Genomic DNA, 19,788 nt, shown 5'->3' on the forward strand with positions numbered 1-19,788 from the left:
CGAGCCCTACGGGTGCGCCGGGACGCGGGTTTCGCCGGAAGCTCACGAGACGATGCCCTCGTGCCCCCAACCCTGCCCTTGGAGGATCGCCATCAGCTCCTTGCGCGCCCGATGGAGATGGGTTTTCACCGTCCCCATGGGAAGCCCGGTGATCTCCGCGATCTCCTGATAGGCCAGCCCCTCCTGGTAGCGCAAAACGACGATCTCGCGATACTCCGAACGCAACGCCCCGACCGCCGATTCCAACGCCTGGGCGAGATCCCCGCGCTGCGCCAGCTCGTCCGGCGCCCGCTGACTGTCGTCGACCAAAACGCTCGCCAGATCGGCTTCGTCCGGTGACGGGTTCTCCAACGCCACCAGCGCCAGGCTCCGCCGGCGCATGTGGTCGAGGGTGGTGTTGTGCGCAACCTTGAACAGCCAACTCGAGAACTTTCTCTGCGGATCGTATCGGTCGAGCTTGCGGAATGCCTTGACGAAGGTCTCCTGCGCTAGATCTTCCGCCAACACCGGGTCCCGCACCATGCGAGCGATCAGGCTGTAGACCGGACGCTGAAAACGCAGCAGGAGCTGCCGGTAGGCCTCCTGCGATCCTGCGCGGGCGGCCGCCACCAGCTCGGCATCTTCGTTCCAAGGGCTCTGTTCGTTCACTCCCGGGGCTCCGGCGCATTCTACGTCGGACGGCGTGCCGAGTTCGTCGCCACCGAGGCCCGGTTAAACTCAGACTTCACCCGGCCGGGGTGCAGCGGCGACGATCCGCGCCCCAGCGCCGCTTCGATCATGGTCCCGAACCCTCACCGCGAGGGTCGCGGGCTGTCGGGCCGCTCGCCCCGCGCGACCGCCCAGGAGGAAGCCTCATGCGTCGTGCTTTCCTTTGCGCCCTCATCGCCCTCACCCTCGCCCTGCCGGCCCAGGCCGGCAAGCTCGCCGGCGTGACCCTGCCGGAGACCGTCCAGGTGGAAGGCGAGACCCTCGATCTGAACGGCATGGGCCTGCGCACCCGGCTGTTCATCAAGGTCTATGTCGCGGGGCTCTATCTCGCCGAGAAGAGCTCTTCGGCCGAGCAGATTTTGGCGACCGACGGCGCCCGCCGCCTCGACATGCACTTCCTGCGCAGTGTCGGCTCGGGCTCCATCTGCGGCGCCTGGAACGACAGCCTGGCGGCCAACAACAGCAACCCTTCGGCCGAGCTGAAGGGTCAGTTCGAGGACCTTTGCCAGTGGATGGAAGACGTCGAAAAGGGCGACACCATGGTGTTTTCCTACTCGCCGAGCAACGGCACCCGCATCGAGGTCAAGGGTCAGGAGAAGGGAGTGGTGGCCGGCAAGACCTTCGCCGACGCCCTGTTCGCGAGCTGGATCGGCGCCGAGCCGCCGAGCGCCGACTTCAAGAGCAGCCTACTCGGCAAGTAGGGACGGTCTCAGGCTCTTCGAGGACAAAAAAAGAGAGGAGCGCCTTGTGCGCTCCTCGTTGGGAGGGATGAGAGGAGGGTTACCTCCCCGTCGAGAAGAACAGTACCAGAATGAATAGCAACGTGTCAATATAGAAAAATCACAGACCTGCTGAAAGGATCATCCCCGAAACTCCACTTTCTTCACTCCAGAGCCAACTGCAGGCGCCGGAATCGAACCGTCCAGAGCTCGCCTTCGGGCAGACGCCGACCGAGGCGGAAGATCAGCTCGTTGCGGCCCGGTCGGGTTTCCAGCTCCAGCACCTGCTGAAGCCGATCACCGACGGCCAGGTAGCGCCCGGCCATCACCTTCTCGTCGTTGAAGACAAGGCGCACGGGCAGCTCCGGCCGCAGACTCTCGAGGTCGAACTCGAGCTTCAGCGGGCGCTCGCCGTCGGCCTCGAAGACCACCCGCATGTCTGGCGCCCCACCGTAGTGCTCAGCGCGCCGCCAGAGGTTCCACAGTCGCCGGGCCGCCAGGGGATGGGCCTCTGGACTGAGTAGATCGACCTTCCAAGGGACCGCGGAAGGAGGCGCCGCGGTGGTGAGCTCGGCCCGCCGCAGGGACTCGAGCAGCAGGCTCGCCACCGCCCGATGGCCCTGACTGTTGAAGTGGCGGTCCCGCACCCGGTTGGGCGGATAGTAGTAATCGCGCGGCGCCAGCTCACCGGCCAGGATCTCGTCGCGCAACGCGATCACCTCGGCCCCCAAGCTGCGCAGCTCCCGCTCCACCCGGCGAGTGCCGTAGTCGGGCACCAGCTCGACGCCGTCGCGAGCCTGGGGCCAGTCTCCGGCAGCCCCCTTGCGATCGAGCCAGACGGTCTCGAAGGTTCCCGGAAAGGGAACGACGACGGCATAAAAGGGAATGTCTCGCTCGGCGAGCAGCTCCGCCATGCGCTCGAAGATCGCCTCCGTCACCCGCCAGCCCTCGCGCACCGCCTTGGGCTGCCGCGCCTCGGGGATCAGGGAATACAGGTTGCTCTGGAACTCGAGCCCGGAGCCGGCGGCCCAGACCTCTTCCAGGGAGCGCCGGCGCCGACCATCGCCGAGTTGCGGATCGAACACCCCCAGCCGCGCCTCGGGACCGCGCAGCCACTGGTTTTCGACCAAGCCGAAGAGCCGCGAGGCGCGGCGTAGGGACGCCCGCCTAGGGTTGGCCCAGCTGCGACCCAGACGACCGTCGCCACGATGGACCAGATAGGGACGGTGGAAATCCTGCCGGCCGCAGGTGTAGATCTGCCGCAGATTGTTGTTGCACAGGTCGTTGAAGGGCAGCACCTGGAGCACGACGATGTCCGGCTCGAGAGCCAGCACCTGATGCTCGAGCACCAACAGCTGCTGCGCCGTCCCCCAGCCGGAGACGCCGTAGTTGAGCACCTCCCAGTCTTCGCCCGAGTCCCTCAGCCAGGTGGACAGCAGGCCGGCGAAGGTCTGATGTCGCGGATAGGCCGCCCCGAGGGCGTAGGAATCCCCCAGAATGGCGAGCCGCCGGCTGCCCGGCGCCTTGGCTCGGGCCGGCGCCGCCGCAGTGCCTTCGGGGCTCGCCGCCTCGCCCCGGTCGGGATGGCGAAAGCCGTCCGCCGCCACGCCATCGATGCAGTCGTCGTCGCGGCAGCGGGTCGCCGCGTCGAGGGTCCAGCCGTAGCGCGAGTGGTAGCGAAAGTGGGGGCTGGGATTGAGATCGAAGGCGGTCAGCCGCAGACCCAACTCGGCGACTCCCAGGGAAGCCGCCAGGGAGCCGAGGAGCAACAGCAGCCGCGCCCGCCAGCTCACCGGTTTTCGAGTCATCGGCGGCTCACAGCAAGACCACGGCAATGATCCCACCGAGCACCAGGCGATAGATCACGAACAGCGACAGGTTCTGGCGCTCGACCCAGCGCAGCAGCCAGCCGATGGTGAGATAAGCCGACCCGGCAGCGACCAGGAGGCCCAAACCCAAGCTCGGAAGGTCCGCCAGGGGGACCTCGCCCTGGACGATCTTGAGGCCGTCCCAGGCCGCCGCCAGAATGCCCACCGGAATCGCCATCAGAAAGGCGAAGCGTGCCGCCGCCGGCCGTCGGAAGCCCAGCAGAAGGGCCATCGAGAGGGTGATGCCGGAGCGCGAGGTTCCCGGAATCAGGGCGATCGCCTGGGCCAGCCCGATCCACCAGGCGTCGACCAGAGCGAGGCTGGCGAGGCGGCGATCGCGACGGCCGATGCGGTCGGCCAGGGCCAGGACCAGCCCGAAGCCGACAGTCGTCGCCAGGATCACCCGCGGGTCCCTCGCCACCGTCGCCACCTGATCCGCGAGCAGGAAGCCGGCGATCGCGACCGGCGCCGTCGCCAGCGCCCAGGCGAGCAGAAAATGACGCGCCGGCAGACCTTCGACATCGCCCCCCCCTTCGGCCAGCAAGCCCCGCACCAGTTGCGCCAGGTCGCGGCGGAAATACAGCACGACGGCCAGCAACGTACCGGTATTGGTAGCGACATCGAACGACAGCCCCTGGTCCGCCCAGTCGAGAAACAAGGGCACCAGGATGAGATGCGCCGAGGAGCTGATGGGCAGAAACTCGGTGATTCCCTGGACCAGGGCGAGGAGGATGACTTGCAGCAGGCTCAAGGGATTTCTTCCGCGGCTCGTGGCGGCGCAGGGTGGCGGGCAGATTGTACGTCAGGCGCCGTCGTCGGTGGTGCGGCGGGCCCAACCGAAGGCGCCGCCGGTTCGATCGCTCGCTATACTACGCCCCGCTCGAAAGAGACCTTTCCAAGATCCCCAGCCGGAGGACTTTAGACACTATGCGAACCATGATCGTGACCGGAGGGGCCGGCTTCATCGGCTCCAATTTCGTCCGGCGCGTCCTCGACCGCGGCGACTGGCGCGTGGTCGTCTTCGACAAGCTGACCTACGCCGGCAACCTGGCCAATCTCGAGGCTTGCGACGAAAGCCCGAACTACACCTTCTTCGAGGGTGACATCGCCGACCGCGCCACGGTGGGCCAAATCATCGCCGACTACCGGCCGACGGCGATTCTGAATTTCGCCGCCGAAAGCCACGTCGACCGCTCCATCGACGACGCCAGCGACTTCATCCAGACCAACATCGTCGGCGCCTTCGAGCTCCTCGAAGGGGCCCGTCGGTACCACCGGGAAGGCGCCCCCGAGGATTTCCGCTTTCTGCACGTCTCGACCGACGAGGTCTACGGCAGCCTCGGCCCCACCGGCCTGTTCTCGGAGACCACGCCCTACGCCCCCAACTCGCCCTACGCCGCCTCGAAGGCTTCCGCCGATCACCTGGTGCGGGCCTACCACGAGACCCACGGGCTGCCGGCGCTGATCACCAACTGCTCGAACAACTACGGCCCCTATCAGTTCCCCGAGAAGCTCATCCCGCTGATGATCCTCAACGCCCTCGAAGGCAAGGATCTGCCGATCTACGGCGACGGCAGCAACGTGCGCGACTGGATCTACGTCGACGACCACTGCGATGGCGTGCTGGCCGCCCTCGAAAAGGGCCAGCCGGGCGAGAAGTACAACCTCGGCGGGCGCAGCGAGCGCACCAATCTCGAGATTGTCGACGGCATCTGCCAGGCTCTCGAGCGCTACGCACCGGCCGCCGACAACGCCGCCCTCGAGGCGCGTGGGGTGTCGGCCTACCTCGACCTCAAGACTTTCGTCCAGGACCGGCCGGGCCACGACCAGCGCTACGCCATCGACGACGACAAGGCGCGCCGCGAGCTCGGCTGGAGCACCCACTACGACCTCGACCGCGGCCTCGACGCCACCGTACGCTGGTACCTCGACCACCGCCCCTGGTGCGAGGACATCCAGTCCGGCAATTACCGCCGCCAGCGCTTGGGAACGGGCGCATGAAGGTACGCACCACCAACCTCGAGGGGGTTCTGCTCTTCGAGCCCGTCGTCCACGGCGACGAACGCGGCTTCTTCCTCGAGACCTACCACCAGGGCAAGTACGCCGAGGCCGGCCTCGACGCCACCTTCGTCCAGGACAACCACTCGCGCTCCGGTGCCAGCATCCTGCGCGGCCTCCACGCTCAGCGCTGCCATCCGCAGGGCAAGCTGGTGCGGGCCGTCGAGGGAGCGATCTTCGACGTCGCGGTCGACATCCGCCGCGGCTCACCGACCTTCGCCCACTGGTACGGCACCGTACTGAGCGACAAGAACTTCCGCCAGCTCTACGTTCCGCCGGGCTTTGCCCACGGCTTCTGCGTCATCGGCGAGTCGGCCCAGGTCGAGTACAAGTGCACCGACCTCTATCGGCCGGACGACGAGATCAGCATCCGCTGGGACGACCCGGAGATCGCCATCGACTGGCCGATTCGCGAACCGCGCCTGTCGCAGAAGGACGACGCCGGCGCCCAAACTCTGGCCGAGCTCGCCGAGCGACTACCGATCTACCCGAACGCCGCCGCCACGCCCACATGATGGACCTCGAGCTGACCGCCGGCGACCGCGAACAGCTCGCTGCGGCCGGCATCTCCGAGGACGAAGCGCGCCGTCAGGTGGGGTTGCTACGGCAACCGCCACCGGCGATCCGCCTGGCCCGCCCGTGCACCCTTGGCGACGGCATCGAACGCCTCGCCGAGGCCGACCAGGGCCGCTACCTGAGGCTCGCCTCGCAGGCCGCGGCGGCCGGCCGGGTGACCAAGCTGGTGCCGGCGTCCGGCGCCGCCAGCCGCATGTTTCAAGGTCTCCAGAAGCTGCGCGAGGGCGGCGGCGCCAGCGCCGACGACGAGCGGTTCTTCACACAGTTGCCGAGTCTCCCCCTGGCGGGCGAGGTGTTCTCGAGGGTCGACCCTCGGGCCGACCGCCGGCAGATCCTCGATGCACTGCTCGGCGAGAGCGGCCTCGACCTCGGCCGTCAGCCGAAGGCCCTGATTCCCTTCCATCCCGGGGAGAGTGGCCCGGCCACGGCCTTCGAAGAGCACCTCGCGGAGGCTCTCGCCTACGCTCTCGACGAAGGCGGCCGGGCGCGGGTTCACTTCACCGTCCAGGCGGACCACCAGGAGGCCTTCGAAAACCTCCTCGCAGGGGCCCGTGATCGCTGGGAAGCCAGCGGTCAGTCGATCGAGGTGAGCTTCTCCCAGCAGCATCCCGCCACCGATACCCTCGCCCTCGACGACAGCGGCCAGCCCTTCCGCCAGGCCGATGGCCGCCTGCTGCTGCGCCCGGGCGGCCACGGCGCCCTGATCGTCAACCTCGCCGACCTCGGTGGCGACCTGGTGTCGATCAAGAACATCGACAACGTCGTGCCGGCAAAGCAGAGCGGCCTGGTGGTGCATTGGAAGCGCCTCCTGCTCGGCCGCCTGGCCGAGCTCCAGGAGAGGGCCTTCGGCGCCCTCGAAGCCCTCGACGCAGGCGATCATCGCCTCGCCACGGAGGTCGTGGCGCACGATCTCGGGCAGCAAGCGCCGGCCGATCCGGAAGCCATGCGACAGCGGCTCGACCGGCCGCTGCGGGTCTGCGGCGTGGTGCGCAACCAGGGCGAGCCCGGAGGCGGTCCCTACTGGGTCCAAGGTTCCGACGGCCACACGTCCCTGCAACTCGTCGAAGCCTCCCAGGTGGCGGACGATCAGAAGCACCTGATCGCCGAAGGCACCCACTTCAACCCCGTCGACCTGGCCTGCGCCGTGCGCGACCGCCACGGCCGGCCCTTCGACCTCGAGCGCTTCATCGATCCCGCCACCGCCTTCGTCGCTCCCAAGAGCCACCAGGGCCGGACCCTCACCGCCCTCGAACGCCCCGGCCTGTGGAACGGCGCCATGGCCGGCTGGAACACGATCTTCGTGGAGGTCCCGCTAAAGACCTTCGCCCCGGTCAAAACGGTCTACGACCTGCTGCGGCCCGAGCACTCGGGGAGTCGCGCCGAGGCACCCTGAGACGACAAAGGCCGGCCTCGGTTTCCCGAAGCCGGCCTCGAATCCTCGCCCAAGAAGGATTAGCTGTCGTAGTAGAGCTCGAACTCGTAGGGATGCGGCCGCAGGCGAAGCGGATCGACTTCGTGCTCGCGCTTGTAGCTGATCCAGGTCTCGACCACGTCCTCGGTGAATACACCGCCCTTGAGTAGGAAGTCGTGGTCCCTTTCGAGGGCGTCGAGGGAGTCCTCCAGACTTTCCGGCGTCTTGCGGAAGGTCGCCAGCTCCTCCGGCGTCATCTCGTAGATGTCCTGGTCGAGGGGCTCGCCGGGATCGATCTTGTTCTCGATGCCGTCGAGGGTCGCCATCAGCAGGGCCGCGAACAGCAAGTAGCCGTTGGCCGTCGGGTCCGGGCAGCGGAACTCGAAGCGCCGCGACTTGGGGGTTTTGCTGTACATCGGGATGCGCACTGCCGCCGAGCGGTTGCGCGCCGACATCACCAGGTTCACCGGCGCCTCGAAGCCCGGCACCAGGCGGCGGTAGGAGTTCGAAGTCGGCGCCGCGAAGGCGAGCAGGGCGTCGGCGTGCTTGAGCACGCCACCGATGCCATGGAGCGCCATGTCGCTCAAACCCGCGTAGCCCTTGCCGGCGAACAGCGGCTTGCCCTTCTTCCACAACGACAGGTGGGTGTGCATGCCACTGCCGTTGTCCTCGAAGATCGGCTTGGGCATGAAGGTGACCGTCTTGCCGGCCGCCTTGGCCACGTTCTTGATGACGTACTTGAACCACATCATCTGATCCGCCATGTCGAGCAGCGGCAGCGCCTTCATGTCGATCTCGCTCTGACCGGCGGTGCCGACCTCGTGGTGATGGGCCTCGACGATCATGCCGAGGTCACGCATCTTGTAGACCATCTCGCCGCGCAGGTCGTGGTAGGTGTCCGTCGGGCTGACCGGGAAGTAGCCACCCTTGAAGCTCGGCTTGTAGCCCAGGTTCGGCTCCTCGATGCGGGCCGTGTTCCAGGCCCCCTCGACGGAGTCGATCTGGTACATGCCCATGTGCTGGCTCTGCTGGTAGCGCACCTCGTCGAAGATGAAGAACTCCGGCTCCGGGCCGATATAGCAAGTGTCGGCGAGGCCGATCTTCTTGAGGTAGTCGAGGCTCTTGCGGGCCACGAAGCGGGGATCGCGGGTGTACTGCTCACCGCTCACCGGATCGACGATGTTGGCCAGCACGCTGATCGTGGGCCGGGCGAAGAAGGGGTCGATCTTGGCGGTCTCGGCCACCGGCACGGCGAGCATGTCGGAGACGTTGATCGCCTGCCAGCCACGGATCGACGAGCCGTCGAAGCCGACGCCGTCCTTGAAGGTGTCGTCGTCCCAGGTCTCGATCGGGAACGAGCAGTGCTGCCAGGTCCCGAGAAAGTCGGTGAACTTGAGATCGATCATCTCGGCGCCGTGTTTCTTCGCCATCTCGAAGAAGGCCTTGGTGCTCATGCCGCGCTCTCCTCTCAACTTCTCTCGTCAAAAAGTCCTCGGGGACCCGCGCCCCCTCAAGAAACTTCCAGATAACGCTCCCGCTCCCAGGGATGGACGTGGGAGATGTATTCCTGCCACTCGCGGCGCTTCGCCGCCAGATACTGTTCTGCGATGTGGCCGCCCAAGGAGTCCTTCATCACCACGCTCTTGTCGAGCGCATCGAGGGCCTCCGAGAGATTCGCCGGCAGCACGTCGATCTTGAGACGGCGCTTCTCGCGGTGGCTCATGGTGAAGATGTTCTTGTTGACCGGCGGCCCCGGATCGAGCTCCTGCTCGAGGCCGTCGAGGCCGGCGGCGAGCATCACCGCCAGGGCGAGATAGGCATTGCATGCCGAGTCCGGCATGCGCACCTCGCAGCGCGTCGAGGGGCCGCGACGGGCCGGCACCCGCACCAAGGGGCTGCGGTTGCGGTCCGACCAGGCGATATTGACCGGCGCCTCGAAGCCCGGCACAAGGCGCTTGTAGGAGTTGACCAGGGGGTTGGTGATCGCCACCATCGCCCCGGCGTGGCGCAGGATGCCGGCAATGTAGCTCCGCGCCACGGTCGAGAGCTGGCCTTCCGCCTGCGAATCGAAGAAGGCATTCTCGCCAGCCTCGTCGAGCAGGCTCTGGTGCATGTGCATGCCCGAGCCGTTGATGCCGTAGATCGGCTTGGGCATGAAGGTGGCGTGGAGGTCGTGGTCGAGGGCGACCTTTTTGACCACGAAGCGGAAGTTGGCGATGCGATCGGCGCAGGCCACCGCGTCGGTGTGCTGGAAGGCGATCTCGTGCTGTCCCGGCGCCACCTCGTGATGGGCCGCTTCGATCTCGAAGCCCATCGTCTCGAGCTCGCCGACAATGGCCCGCCGACAGCGCTCGCCACGATCGACCGGAGTGAGGTCGAAGTAGCCGCCGACGTCCGGCGTCTCCACCAACGTCCGACCGGCGTCGTCGCGCGGGAAGAGAAAGAACTCCGCCTCGGGGCCGCAAACCAGGCGCAGCCCGCGCGCCGCAGCGCGCTCCACCTGGCGCTTCAAGGTCCAGCGTGGGCAACCCTCGAAGGGCGAGCCGTCGGGTAGACGCACGTCGCAAATCACCCGCGCGACGCGCGATCCGTCCTCGCTTTCCCAGGGATTGAGCTTGAGGGTGGAGAGGTCCGGCAACAGCAGCATGTCCGATTCTTCGAGGCGGCTGAAGCCGAGAATCGATGAACCGTCGAAGGTGATCTCACCGGCGAAAGCCTTGGCGAACTGACGGCTCGGCACCTCGACATTCTTGAGGGTGCCCATGATGTCCGTGAACTGCAGACGGAGGAATCGGACGCCCTCTTCCTCACAAAGCTGAATTGCCTCTCGAATTTGCACATCAACCTCCGCCAAACGATCAACGCGCAGAGAATAGTCCTGAAATGAATCCAAATCAAGAGAAAAAATGCATATTGACTCGAGATCAGAGATCACTCTGCAGAAAATTGCAGAATCTCGAGAATTCTCGAAGCATCTCCGGAAAAGCCGCGATAGGGTGGCGACAAGCCCGCTACGATGGGTGGCCAGCAGATCCAGCGTCTGGAAAAGGCCGTAGGTACGGGGGAAGTCCGCGAGCGCTCGCCCGCGGGCTCTCCAGAGAGGAGATTGAACTGATGTCGAATTCGGAGATCGAATCGGTCCCGGCTGCAGCCCCTGCGCGCTGGAAGACCGTTGGGAAGGGAATACTCGCCCTCGGCGCCGTCGCCGCCATCGTCTGGCTGGCGCGCGACGGCGAGGCCTACATCACGCAGTTCCGCAGCTGGGTCGAAACCCTCGGCGTTTGGGGGCCGGTGGTCTTCATCCTAGGCTACGCCGTGGCCACCGTCGCCTTCCTCCCGGGCTGGCTGTTGACGGTATCCGCTGGCGCTATTTTCGGGCTGACCCGCGGCACCCTGTTCGCCTTCAGCGGCGCCGTCCTGGGATCGTCCCTGTCGTTCCTGATCGCCCGCTACCTGGCGCGCGGCTGGGTCGAGAAGAAAATCGCCCAATGGCCCCGCTTCCAGGCCGTCGACCGCGCCATCGGCCGCGAGGGCGGCAAGATCGTCGCCCTGCTACGCCTGTCGCCGGTCTTCCCCTTCAGCCTCGGCAACTACGCCCTCGGCTTGACCAAGGTCAAGTTCCCGTCCTACCTGCTGGCTTCGCTGGCGATGCTCCCCGGCTCCCTGCTCTACGTCTACTACGGCAAAGTCTTCGGCGCCGTCGCCGAAGAGAAGGGGCTCACCGAGTGGTTGCTCCTGGGCGTCGGACTGGTCGCCACCATCGCGGTGACCGCAATCATCACCAAGAAGGCCAAGCAGGCCCTGGCGGAGGAGGTCGAGGGCGATGAGTAAGACCATTGAAATGGCCCCCGGCGACCAGCATACGGAACGCCTGATCGGCCATGTCCATCCGCCCAACTGGAAGAATCCGCAGCCCAAGGACCGCTATCACCTGGTGGTGATCGGCGCCGGCACGGCGGGCCTGGTGTCGGCCATCGGCGCCGCCGGTCTGGGGGCCCGGGTGGCCCTCATCGAGCGCCATCTGATGGGCGGCGACTGCCTCAACGTCGGCTGCGTGCCCTCCAAGGGTGTGATCAGCGCCGCCCGCGCTTGGCACCAGGTGCGCACCGCCGCCGAGCGCTTCGGCGCTCCCGCCATCGACGGCTCCGGCGACTTCGCCCAGGCGATGGAGCGCATGCGGCGGATTCGCGCCGACATCTCGAAGATCGACGGCGCCGCTCGCTTCCGCGACGCCGGCATCGACGTCTTCCTGGGCCAGGGGCAGTTCACCGGCCGCAACACCGTCGAGGTCGAGGGTCAGACGCTGCGCTTCCGCAAGGCGGTCATCGCCACCGGCGCGCGGGCCACGGCGCCGCCGATCCCGGGCCTCGCCGAAGCCGGCTATCTGACCAACGAAACCCTCTTCGGCCTCACCGAGCTACCGCGCCGACTGGCGATCCTCGGCGCCGGACCGATCGGCTGCGAGATGGCTCAGTCCTTCGCCCGCTTCGGCACCGAGGTCACCCTCCTCGACATGGCCGATCACGTGCTGATCCGCGAGGACGCCGACGCTGCCGAGGTCGTGCAGCAGGCCCTGATCCGCGACGGCGTGCGGCTCGAGCTCGGGGTCTCGATCACCGGCGCCAAGGTCGAGGGCGATACCAAAGTGCTCGAGTACCAGCGTGGTGCCGCCACCGGCCGCGCCGAGGGCGACCACATCCTGGTCGCCGCCGGCCGCGCCCCCAATCTCGACCTCGGCCTCGAAGCGGCCGGAGTCGAGGCCCACAAGCACGGCATCGTGGTCGACGACCGGCTGCGCACCAGCAACCCCAACATCTTCGCCGCCGGCGACGTGGCGTCGAAGTATCAGTTCACCCACGCCGCCGACGCCATGGCTCGCATCGTCATTCAGAACGCCCTGTTCTTCGGCCGCAAGAAGGTCAGCGACCTGGTGTTGCCGTGGTGCACCTACACCAGCCCGGAGATCGCCCACGTCGGCCTCTACGAGCAAGAGGCCAAGGACCAAGGGCACGAGGTCGACACCCTCACCCTGCCCCTCGACGATGTCGATCGCGCCCTCCTCGATGGCGAGGAGGAAGGCTTTCTGCGGGTTCACGTCAAGAAGGGGACCGACAAGGTCCTCGGCGCCACCCTGGTGGCGGAGCACGCCGGCGACATGATCGGAGAGCTCGCCCTGGCGACCACCGCCGGCATCGGCCTGGGCACCATCGCCGGCGTCATCCACCCCTACCCCACCCAGGGTGAAGTGGTGAAAAAGATCGCCGATCAGTGGAACCGCGGCAAGCTCACGCCGACAGTCAGCAAGCTGTTCAACTTCTGGTTCCGGCTGTTCAAGTAGCAGAATCCAAGAAAAGAAGGGGCCGGCCCGGCCGCACGCCGATGGCCCCTCATTCTTCGAGGAGGCCGTCGCGCACGGCCGCCGCGAGACGCTCTTCCATATAGCGCCAGAGGGCCGGTGCGCCATCGCCGATCGGCCGATTGCGCTCCACCACCTGCTGCCGGCGGATGCCGTGGCGCTGCCAGGAGGAGCCCTCCGACGCCAGGTTGAGGAGCATCGGCTGCATGCGATCGAGGGCCACCGCGTAGCGCGCCTCGGGCGTTTCGCCGGCCTCGAACTCGTCCCACAGGCGGCGTAGGCGTTCCCCCTGGTCCGGCGGTAGGAGGCCGAAGATGCGATCGGCGGCGCGCTGCTCGCGAATTTCCTTGTCGCGGTTGGCCTCGGCGTCGTAGCAGAAGGTGTCGCCGGCGTCGATCTCCACCAGGTCGTGCACCAGCAGCATCTGCATGACGCGATCGAGGGCGAGGTCCTCACCGACCGCATGCTCGGCGAGAACGAACACCATCAGGGCGATGTGCCAGGAGTGCTCGGCCGAGTTTTCGCGCCGGGAGTCGTCCGTCAGGGTGGTCTGGCGCAGGATGGACTTGAGACGGTCGATCTCGAGAATGAACTCGATCTGCTGTTCGAGGCGGCTGCTCATGGCGCGATGATAACCGCCTTCGGGATAGCCCGGCGGGCCCCGACCGGCGTCGCCTTCCGGAGCCCCGAGCCGGCTTCCGAGGTGATCCTTCCCCGGGTCTCCCGCCACCCGCTCCGTGGTACCATCGCTGGCGCTCAGTCGCCCGGAACCATGACCCCAAAGCCCCTCCCCAACAAGCTCGAAGCGACCTTCGAGGCCGCCGCGATGACGGCCCTTCTGGGGTTGTTTCTCGTCGCACCGCCGACCGCCGCCCAGGGCGAAGGGAGCTTCCGCGAAGCCGCCGACAGCGGCCTCGCCTTCGTCCACACGACCGGCGCCAGCGGGGAGTTCCACTTCCCGGAGATCGCCGGTTCAGGCGGTGCGCTGATCGATTTCGATGGCGACGGCGACCTCGACGTCTACCTGGTTCAAGGAACGACCCTGGGCTCCGCCTCCCCGCCCTCGCCCCGACCGAGTGACCGCCTGTTCCGCAACGACCTCGAGGTTCTGCCGGACGGTTCCCGCCGGCTGCGCTTCGTCGAGGTCACCAATCGGGCCGGCCTCTCGAAGGCCACCGGTTACGGCATGGGGGCCACCAGCGGCGACTACGACGGCGACGGCGATCGCGACCTCTACATCACCAACTACGGTTCGAATCAGCTGTGGCGCAATCGCGGCGACGGTACCTTCGAGGAGGTCACGCAGCGGGCCGGTGCGGACGACCCCCGCTGGAGTGTCAGCGCCGCCTTCTTCGATGCCGACGGCGATGGCGACCTCGACCTCTACATCGGCAACTACGTCGCCTTCCAGCTCGCCAAGAAAGTCCCCTGCTTCGACGCCGCGGGCAAGCGCGACTACTGCGGTCCGACCTCCTACCCCGCCGAGCCCGATCGCCTGCTGCGCAATCGCGGCGACGGCACCTTCGAAGACATCACCGCCGAGGCGGGTCTCTCCGGCGCCGCCGGCGCCGCCCTCGGCGTGGTGGCGACGGACTTCGACCACGATGGTCGCACCGACCTGTTCGTCGCCAATGACGGCAGCATGAATTTCCTGTGGATGAATCGCGGCGGTGGGCGCTTCGCGGAGGAAGGTCTGCTGCGCGGCTGCGCCGTCAACGCCGATGGCCGCGCCGAGGCCAGCATGGGCGTCGACGCTGCCGACTTCGATCGCGACGGCGACGAAGACCTCTTCATCACGCACCTCGACGGCGAGACCAACACCCTCTACCTCAACGACGGGGATGGCCAGTTCCTCGATCGTTCGACCGCCAGCGGCCTGGCCAATCCGAGCTGGAAGAGCACTGGCTTCGGCACCTCCTGGCTCGACTACGACAACGACGGCCATCTCGACCTGATGGCGGTCAATGGCGCTGTCAAGGCGATCGCCGAGCAGCGCCAAGCGGGCGACCCATTCCCCTACCGTCAGCCCAACCAGCTCTTCCACAACACCGGCGAAGGTCGCTTCGAGGACGTCAGCTCGTCGGCCGGCGAGGTCTTCGGCCTCTCCGAGGTCAGCCGCGGCGCCCTGGTCGGCGACCTCGACAACGACGGCGACAGTGACGTGATCATCACCAATGCCGAAGGCCCGGCCCGGCTCCTCCTCAACACCGTCGGCCAGGACGCCTCGTGGGTCGGCTTCGAGCTCGCTCCGGCGCACCGCGCCCCGACCTCGCGCGTCGAAGTCCGTTTCGCCGATGGCGGCGTCCTCTGGGGACGCAGCCGAACCGCCGGCGCCTACGCCTCGGCGGGTGATCCAAGAGTGCTGCTCGGACTCGGCAAGGGCCGTGAGATCCGACAGGTGCTCGTGCATTGGGCCGACGGCCGCATCGAAGCCTGGCCGCCCCTCGCCATCGACGAGTACCATCGCCTCGAACGCGGGCGAGGGACCGTCGAACCGTGAGCCGCCGGCGCCGATCGCTGCCCCGGTGGACCCTCGCCGGCCTGCTGGCGGCGGGCCTCGCCCTCGGGGCGGCGCCGATGAGCCGGAGCAGCATCTCCGACCCTCCCGCAGTCCAGACCCTTCCCCTCCTCGCCGCCTTACCCGCTGCCGATCTCGACGGCATGGAGCCGGCGGTCCAAGAGCAGCTCGAGAGCCGCATGGGAACGCTCCGCCCACCGCCCTCTTCGGGGAATGCGGGCGAGCTGGCGCAGGCCTACGGAGAGCTCGGCGGCCTGTGCTTTCTCTACGACTTGCCGCAGGTCTCCAGCGTCGCCCTCGCCAACGCCCGCAGCCTCGACGGCGAGGACTTTCGATGGCCCTATCTGGCAGGTGTCGTCGAACAGAACAGCGGCGACCTCGACGCCGCCGCCGACTCCTACCGAACAGCGCTCCGCTTGCAGGAAAACTACCTCGCGGCCCGCATTCGCCTCGGCGAGACCCTCACCGAGCTCAACCGCCTCGACGAGGCTCGGGACGAGTTCGAGCGCGCCCTGGTCATTGCCCCTCGGACCGCCGCCGCCGAGCGCGGCCTGGGCAAGGTCGCGGCCGCCGAAAGCAAGTGGCAGCAGGCCTCGGAACACTTCTTTCGCGCTCTCGACCTCCAGCCCCAGGCGGCGGAGCTGCGCTATCCCCTGGCCCAGGCCCTGCGCCAGCTCGGGCGCGTCGACGAAGCCAAGGAGCAGCTCGCCCTCTTCGGAAAGCAAGAGGTGGTGATGCCGGATCGGGTCCTCCTCGAGCTTCGTGGCCTGGTTCGCGGCGCCTCGGTGCATCTGATGCGGGGACGGCGAGCACAACGGCGCGGCAACCTCGATGCCGCCGTGGCCGAGTTTCGCAAGGCCATCGAGGCGGACCCGGAGAGCGCCAACGGCTATGGCGCCCTGGGGGCCGCGCTCCGCCTGGCGCAACAAGGGGATGGCGCCATCGCCGCCTTCCGCCGCGCCGCTCAGCTCGAACCCGGCCGGGCGAGCCGCTTCTACGACCTGGGGGCCGCCTACCTCGATACGGGCAACGGCGCCGGCGCGGAGGAGCAAGCCCGCCAGGCTCTCAAGCTCGACCCGGAGCTCGCCGAGGGCCACCTCCTCCTCGGCCTCGGCCTGAGCCGGCAGGGGCAGCTCGAGGAGGCCCTCGCCGCCTTCGATCAGGCCGCCACCCTGGCACCGGACAAGTCCGAGCCGCGCTTCGAGCGGGCCATGGCGCTGCTCGCCCTGAGGAGAAACCCCGCCGCCATCGAGCAGCTCGACGAGCTGATCGCCCGCGACCCGCAGCACGCTGCGGCGCGCGCCAACCTCGGCGTTCTGCTCGAAGTTCCCGACCCGGAAGCCAGTCAGGCGCACCTCCTGGCGGCCCTCGAACAAGGGCCGGGAAAGGCTCTGGCGGCGCGCTCGCACCTCTCCCTCGGCCGCATCGCCGAACGCCGGCAGGAGCTCTCGGTAGCCGTCGATCGCTACCACCAGGCGATCGCCGAAGACGCCTCCCTCGCCCCCGCACACCTGCGTCTCGGCAGCGTCCAAGCGCAGCAGGGAAAGCTCGAGGAGGCGATCGCCTCGTTCCGCACGGCTCTGGCCGAGAATCCCGCGCTGATCGTCGCCCGGCTCCCCCTCGCCTCCGCTCTCCTCGGCCTCGGCGACGACCAAGGGGCGCGCCGCGCCCTCGAGGGTCTCGAGCAACCCCCTCCGGTGGCGGCTCATCTCCTCGGACTGATTCTCTCGTCCAGCCCACAGCCCGAGGCACGGGATGCCCGGCGCGGCCTGGAGCTGGCCCAGGACGCCTTCCGCCGCACCCAGAGCCCGCTCTTCGGCCAGGGAGTGGCCATCGCGCTGGCGGCCAATGGCCGTTTCGAGGAGGCCGTCCGGGCCCAACAACGGCTGATCACGGCCATGGACCGCCAAGGCGGTGCTCCGCCCGAAGCGCAGGCTCGCCTCGCCACCTTCCGCGCCGGTCGCGCCGTCGTCGCTCCCTGGCAGGACGACCGTCGGCTCATTCCTCCGCCCTGGTTTCCCCTGTCGAACAGCCCGAGGATCGCGCCTTGAGCGACGTGCCCCGCGCGACGGTGGCCGCTCCTTCGCACGGCGGAGCCGATCCGCTCGTCACCGTCGAGACTTCGCGACCCGTGGCGACCTCTCATCACAACCAGAGACTTGCAGGACGCGACGACCATGGCCGACCTCGGAATTCGTAGAGAAGACAAGAACGAGTGGGAGCGGCGCGTTCCCCTGACCCCGAAGCACGTCGAGATCCTGGTGCGGGAGCAGGGCCATCGCGTGATCGTCCAGCCATCGGACATCCGGATCTTTCCGGATGACGACTTTCGCCACGCGGGAGCGCGAGTCGAAGACGATCTGAGCGCCTGCCGGGCGATCGTCGGCGTCAAGGAGATGCCGGCCGAGATGCTCGTCCCCGGCCCCTCGTACCTGGCCTTCTTCCACGTCATCAAGGGGCAGGCCTACAACATGCCGCTGCTGCGACAGGCCCTCGACCAAGGCGTCACCCTGCTCGACTACGAGCCGATCGTCGACTCCAGCGGCCAGCGGCTGGTCTTTTTCGGCCGCCATGCCGGTTATGCCGGCATGATCGACGGTCTCTGGGCCCTCGGACAGCGCCTGGCGCAGGAAGGGGTCGCCAGCCCACTCCAGAAGGTGCGCCGGGCCTTTGCCTACGACACCGTCGAAGATGCTCGCGCCACCATCGCCCAGGAGGTCGGCCGCGAGATTCGCGAGCACGGCATCGACGCCGCCAGCCACCCGCTGGTGATCGGCTTCACCGGCAGCGGCAACGTCTCCCAGGGAGCCCAGGAGGTTCTCGACGAGCTGCCGGTGGTCGAGATCGCGCCGGAAGATCTGGCGACCCTTCTCGGCAAGGAAGAGCTGTCCCGACACAGCGTCTACAAGGTCGCCTTCCGGCGCCAGGACCGGGCCGATTTCGCTCGCTTCCTGCCCTACCTCACCATGTTGGTCAACGGCATCTACTGGGAGGAGGGCCATCCCCGGCTGGTGACTCGGGCGGACGCCGAGCGCCTGTGGGCGACGCCCGAAGGCCCCAAGCTGAAAGTGCTCGCCGACCTGTCCTGCGACATCGCGGGCTCGATCGAGGTGACCGTCCGCACGTCCACCAACGGCGATCCGGTCTACGTCTACTCTCCGGCCACCGGCCGAGAGACTTCCGGCGTCGCCGGCCACGGTCCGGTGGTGCTGGCCGTCGACAATCTGCCGGCGGAGCTGCCACGGTCCGCTTCGCGCTGGTTCGGTGACTCCCTGCTGCCCCTGATGCCATCGCTGATCGCAGCCGATCTGAGCCGGCCCATCGATCAGCTCACACTGCTCCCGGAGCTGCAGCGCGCGGTGATCACCCACCAGGGTCGACTCACGCCGGCGTTTCAGTACCTCGACGAGTTCGTTTCAGCCCAGGGCGTCTGAAGGCGCTCCTCAGGCCTGCGCGGCCAGCCTTCACCTTCAGCCTCGGGAGGCCCGGACCCTACGCCCAGGGATCGCTCATCGAGCGATTCCTTCAGAGCTTGCGCGAGACGGTGAAGATGGCGCGACCTTCGGCCAGCGGCTCGTCGTCGAGGTCCGTGTCGGTGTAGCCCACGGAGAGCTTGAAGCCGCGGATCTCCTTGGCCACGACCACCCCGTAGTCGGTGTAGTCCTCGAGCCCGGCCTCGTCGTCGAAGGTCGATCGACCGCCGTGGAGCACCAGCTCGAAGCCGCTTCCGAGGTCGAAGTCGACGGCAGCCTCGAGGTAATCTCCGGCACCACCACTGCCGACGACGTCATCGGCATAGGAGTACTTGGCCGAGAAGAACTTGTAGCCGCCGCCGACATAGATCTCCGAGTAGTCGCTGTCGCCCTCGCTGGGATAGAAGTAGCCGACCGCGCCGACATCCCAGGAAATCCCGCTGTCGTACTCGAGGCGGGCCCCGAGGAAACCCCGCAGCTCGACATGGGCCGCGGTGCCGAACTCGACGTTCGATCCCCAGACTCCGGCATAGAAAACGCTGCTTTCGAAGTCGAAACCGCCCTGGATGGCGGGATCCTCGTTGGTCTGCGAGATGCCGCGGAAGACGTAGTCACTGGTCAACGCGACATTGCCGGTGAGCTCGTTCGCCGCCACCGGAAAGGCCAACAAGAGCATGAAGGCCGACAACCACGATCCCCGGTTGAGCTTCATCTGATTCCCCCTTTTCGCATCGAGCGGAAGTCCGAACGGGGTCGGAGCTTCCCGTTGTCCCTGCAAACCTGCGGTGAAAAAGGATGCCGAGGGCGGCGAAACTCAGCGCCTTCGGTCGCCCCAATGTCTCACAGATCTACGAAAGATCACGAACCCAGCGAAGTGGGAGGTTGTTCGAAAACAGCAGCCTGCTAGCAGGTTGCTGAAAAACTCGTCGGCAACCTGCGACCGGGCCCGAGAGGGCCCGGCGGCGGCAAGAGCCGCCGAGGTCGGGGGTGAGGCCGCACGACATGTGCGTGCGGCCGAGGGGGGCGCCTCTCGCCCCCCTGAGACAAACAGCTAGCAGCGTTGGAAAAGTCGCGAAGCGGACTTTTTCAGCAGCCTGCTAG

16 protein-coding genes are annotated in these 19,788 nt (G+C 67.4%); 9 read left to right on the forward strand and 7 right to left on the reverse strand.

Translation table 11 applies throughout. The annotated features are described in order from the left end of the window. Positions 1–42: 42 nt before the first annotated feature. Positions 43–648, reverse strand: coding sequence for a sigma-70 family RNA polymerase sigma factor (locus tag AAF604_15545; GenBank protein MEM7051083.1), 606 nt, complete (start codon positions 646–648; stop codon positions 43–45). A gap of 206 nt (positions 649–854) precedes the next feature. Here AAF604_15545 and AAF604_15550 point away from each other — a divergent pair, with 206 nt between their 5' ends. Further along, a complete protein-coding gene (locus tag AAF604_15550; GenBank protein ID MEM7051084.1) occupies positions 855–1,409 on the forward strand; it encodes a chalcone isomerase family protein in 555 nt (184 codons plus the stop codon). A gap of 182 nt (positions 1,410–1,591) precedes the next feature. Here AAF604_15550 and AAF604_15555 read toward each other — a convergent pair whose 3' ends face one another. Continuing rightward, the gene (locus AAF604_15555) at positions 1,592–3,235 is read right to left on the reverse strand and encodes a hypothetical protein (GenBank protein ID MEM7051085.1); all 1,644 of its coding nucleotides are present in this window, start codon (positions 3,233–3,235) and stop codon (positions 1,592–1,594) included. Positions 3,236–3,242: 7 nt separating this feature from the next. Next, entirely contained in the window at positions 3,243–4,046 is an 804-nt protein-coding gene (locus tag AAF604_15560; GenBank protein MEM7051086.1) for an undecaprenyl-diphosphate phosphatase, read from the reverse strand. A 176-nt stretch (positions 4,047–4,222) separates the two neighbouring features. On the opposite strand from AAF604_15560, the gene rfbB reads away from it, so the two are divergent. From rfbB to AAF604_15575, 3 genes are read left to right on the forward strand one after another with little or no spacing between them, the layout of a single operon-like run. Next, complete coding sequence (gene rfbB / locus AAF604_15565) at positions 4,223–5,296, forward strand: dTDP-glucose 4,6-dehydratase (GenBank protein MEM7051087.1); 1,074 nt, start codon at positions 4,223–4,225, stop codon at positions 5,294–5,296. Continuing rightward, entirely contained in the window at positions 5,293–5,868 is a 576-nt protein-coding gene (gene rfbC, locus AAF604_15570) for a dTDP-4-dehydrorhamnose 3,5-epimerase (protein ID MEM7051088.1), read from the forward strand. The genes rfbB and rfbC overlap by 4 nt, the downstream gene beginning before the upstream one ends. Continuing rightward, a complete protein-coding gene (locus AAF604_15575; GenBank protein ID MEM7051089.1) occupies positions 5,865–7,322 on the forward strand; it encodes a DUF4301 family protein in 1,458 nt (485 codons plus the stop codon). The genes rfbC and AAF604_15575 overlap by 4 nt, the downstream gene beginning before the upstream one ends. Positions 7,323–7,381: 59 nt before the next feature. Here the strand turns inward: AAF604_15575 and glnA (AAF604_15580) are convergent, their stop codons facing one another. Beyond that, the gene (gene glnA / locus AAF604_15580) at positions 7,382–8,794 is read right to left on the reverse strand and encodes a type I glutamate--ammonia ligase (GenBank protein MEM7051090.1); all 1,413 of its coding nucleotides are present in this window, start codon (positions 8,792–8,794) and stop codon (positions 7,382–7,384) included. Between the two features lie 56 nt (positions 8,795–8,850). After that, on the reverse strand, positions 8,851–10,179 hold the full coding sequence (gene glnA, locus AAF604_15585; protein MEM7051091.1) for a type I glutamate--ammonia ligase: 1,329 nt from the start codon (positions 10,177–10,179) through the stop codon (positions 8,851–8,853). A gap of 275 nt (positions 10,180–10,454) precedes the next feature. Between glnA (AAF604_15585) and AAF604_15590 the strand changes: the two genes are divergently transcribed. Both AAF604_15590 and AAF604_15595 read left to right on the forward strand, forming a co-directional pair. Beyond that, positions 10,455–11,171 carry a TVP38/TMEM64 family protein gene (locus AAF604_15590; protein ID MEM7051092.1) on the forward strand — a complete coding sequence of 239 codons (717 nt, stop codon included), beginning with the start codon at positions 10,455–10,457 and terminating at the stop codon, positions 11,169–11,171. Continuing rightward, complete coding sequence (locus tag AAF604_15595; protein ID MEM7051093.1) at positions 11,164–12,678, forward strand: mercuric reductase; 1,515 nt, start codon at positions 11,164–11,166, stop codon at positions 12,676–12,678. Before AAF604_15590 ends, AAF604_15595 begins: the two co-directional genes overlap by 8 nt. 49 nt (positions 12,679–12,727) lie before the next feature. Here AAF604_15595 and AAF604_15600 read toward each other — a convergent pair whose 3' ends face one another. After that, the gene (locus AAF604_15600; GenBank protein MEM7051094.1) at positions 12,728–13,318 is read right to left on the reverse strand and encodes an HD domain-containing protein; all 591 of its coding nucleotides are present in this window, start codon (positions 13,316–13,318) and stop codon (positions 12,728–12,730) included. 150 nt (positions 13,319–13,468) lie between these two features. Here AAF604_15600 and AAF604_15605 point away from each other — a divergent pair, with 150 nt between their 5' ends. From AAF604_15605 to AAF604_15615, 3 genes are all read left to right on the forward strand, one after another. Beyond that, on the forward strand, positions 13,469–15,196 hold the full coding sequence (locus AAF604_15605; GenBank protein MEM7051095.1) for a CRTAC1 family protein: 1,728 nt from the start codon (positions 13,469–13,471) through the stop codon (positions 15,194–15,196). After that, the gene (locus AAF604_15610) at positions 15,193–17,265 is read left to right on the forward strand and encodes a tetratricopeptide repeat protein (protein ID MEM7051096.1); all 2,073 of its coding nucleotides are present in this window, start codon (positions 15,193–15,195) and stop codon (positions 17,263–17,265) included. The genes AAF604_15605 and AAF604_15610 overlap by 4 nt, the downstream gene beginning before the upstream one ends. A 126-nt stretch (positions 17,266–17,391) precedes the next feature. After that, on the forward strand, positions 17,392–18,648 hold the full coding sequence (locus AAF604_15615) for a bifunctional lysine ketoglutarate reductase /saccharopine dehydrogenase family protein (protein ID MEM7051097.1): 1,257 nt from the start codon (positions 17,392–17,394) through the stop codon (positions 18,646–18,648). Positions 18,649–18,739: 91 nt separating this feature from the next. On the opposite strand, the gene AAF604_15620 is transcribed toward AAF604_15615, so the two are convergent. Continuing rightward, positions 18,740–19,399, reverse strand: coding sequence for a TorF family putative porin (locus tag AAF604_15620; protein ID MEM7051098.1), 660 nt, complete (start codon positions 19,397–19,399; stop codon positions 18,740–18,742). Positions 19,400–19,788 lie beyond the last annotated feature (389 nt).

The sequence above is a fragment of the Acidobacteriota bacterium genome (genome assembly GCA_039028635.1).
Lineage (GTDB): Bacteria > Acidobacteriota > Thermoanaerobaculia > Multivoradales > JBCCEF01 > JBCCEF01.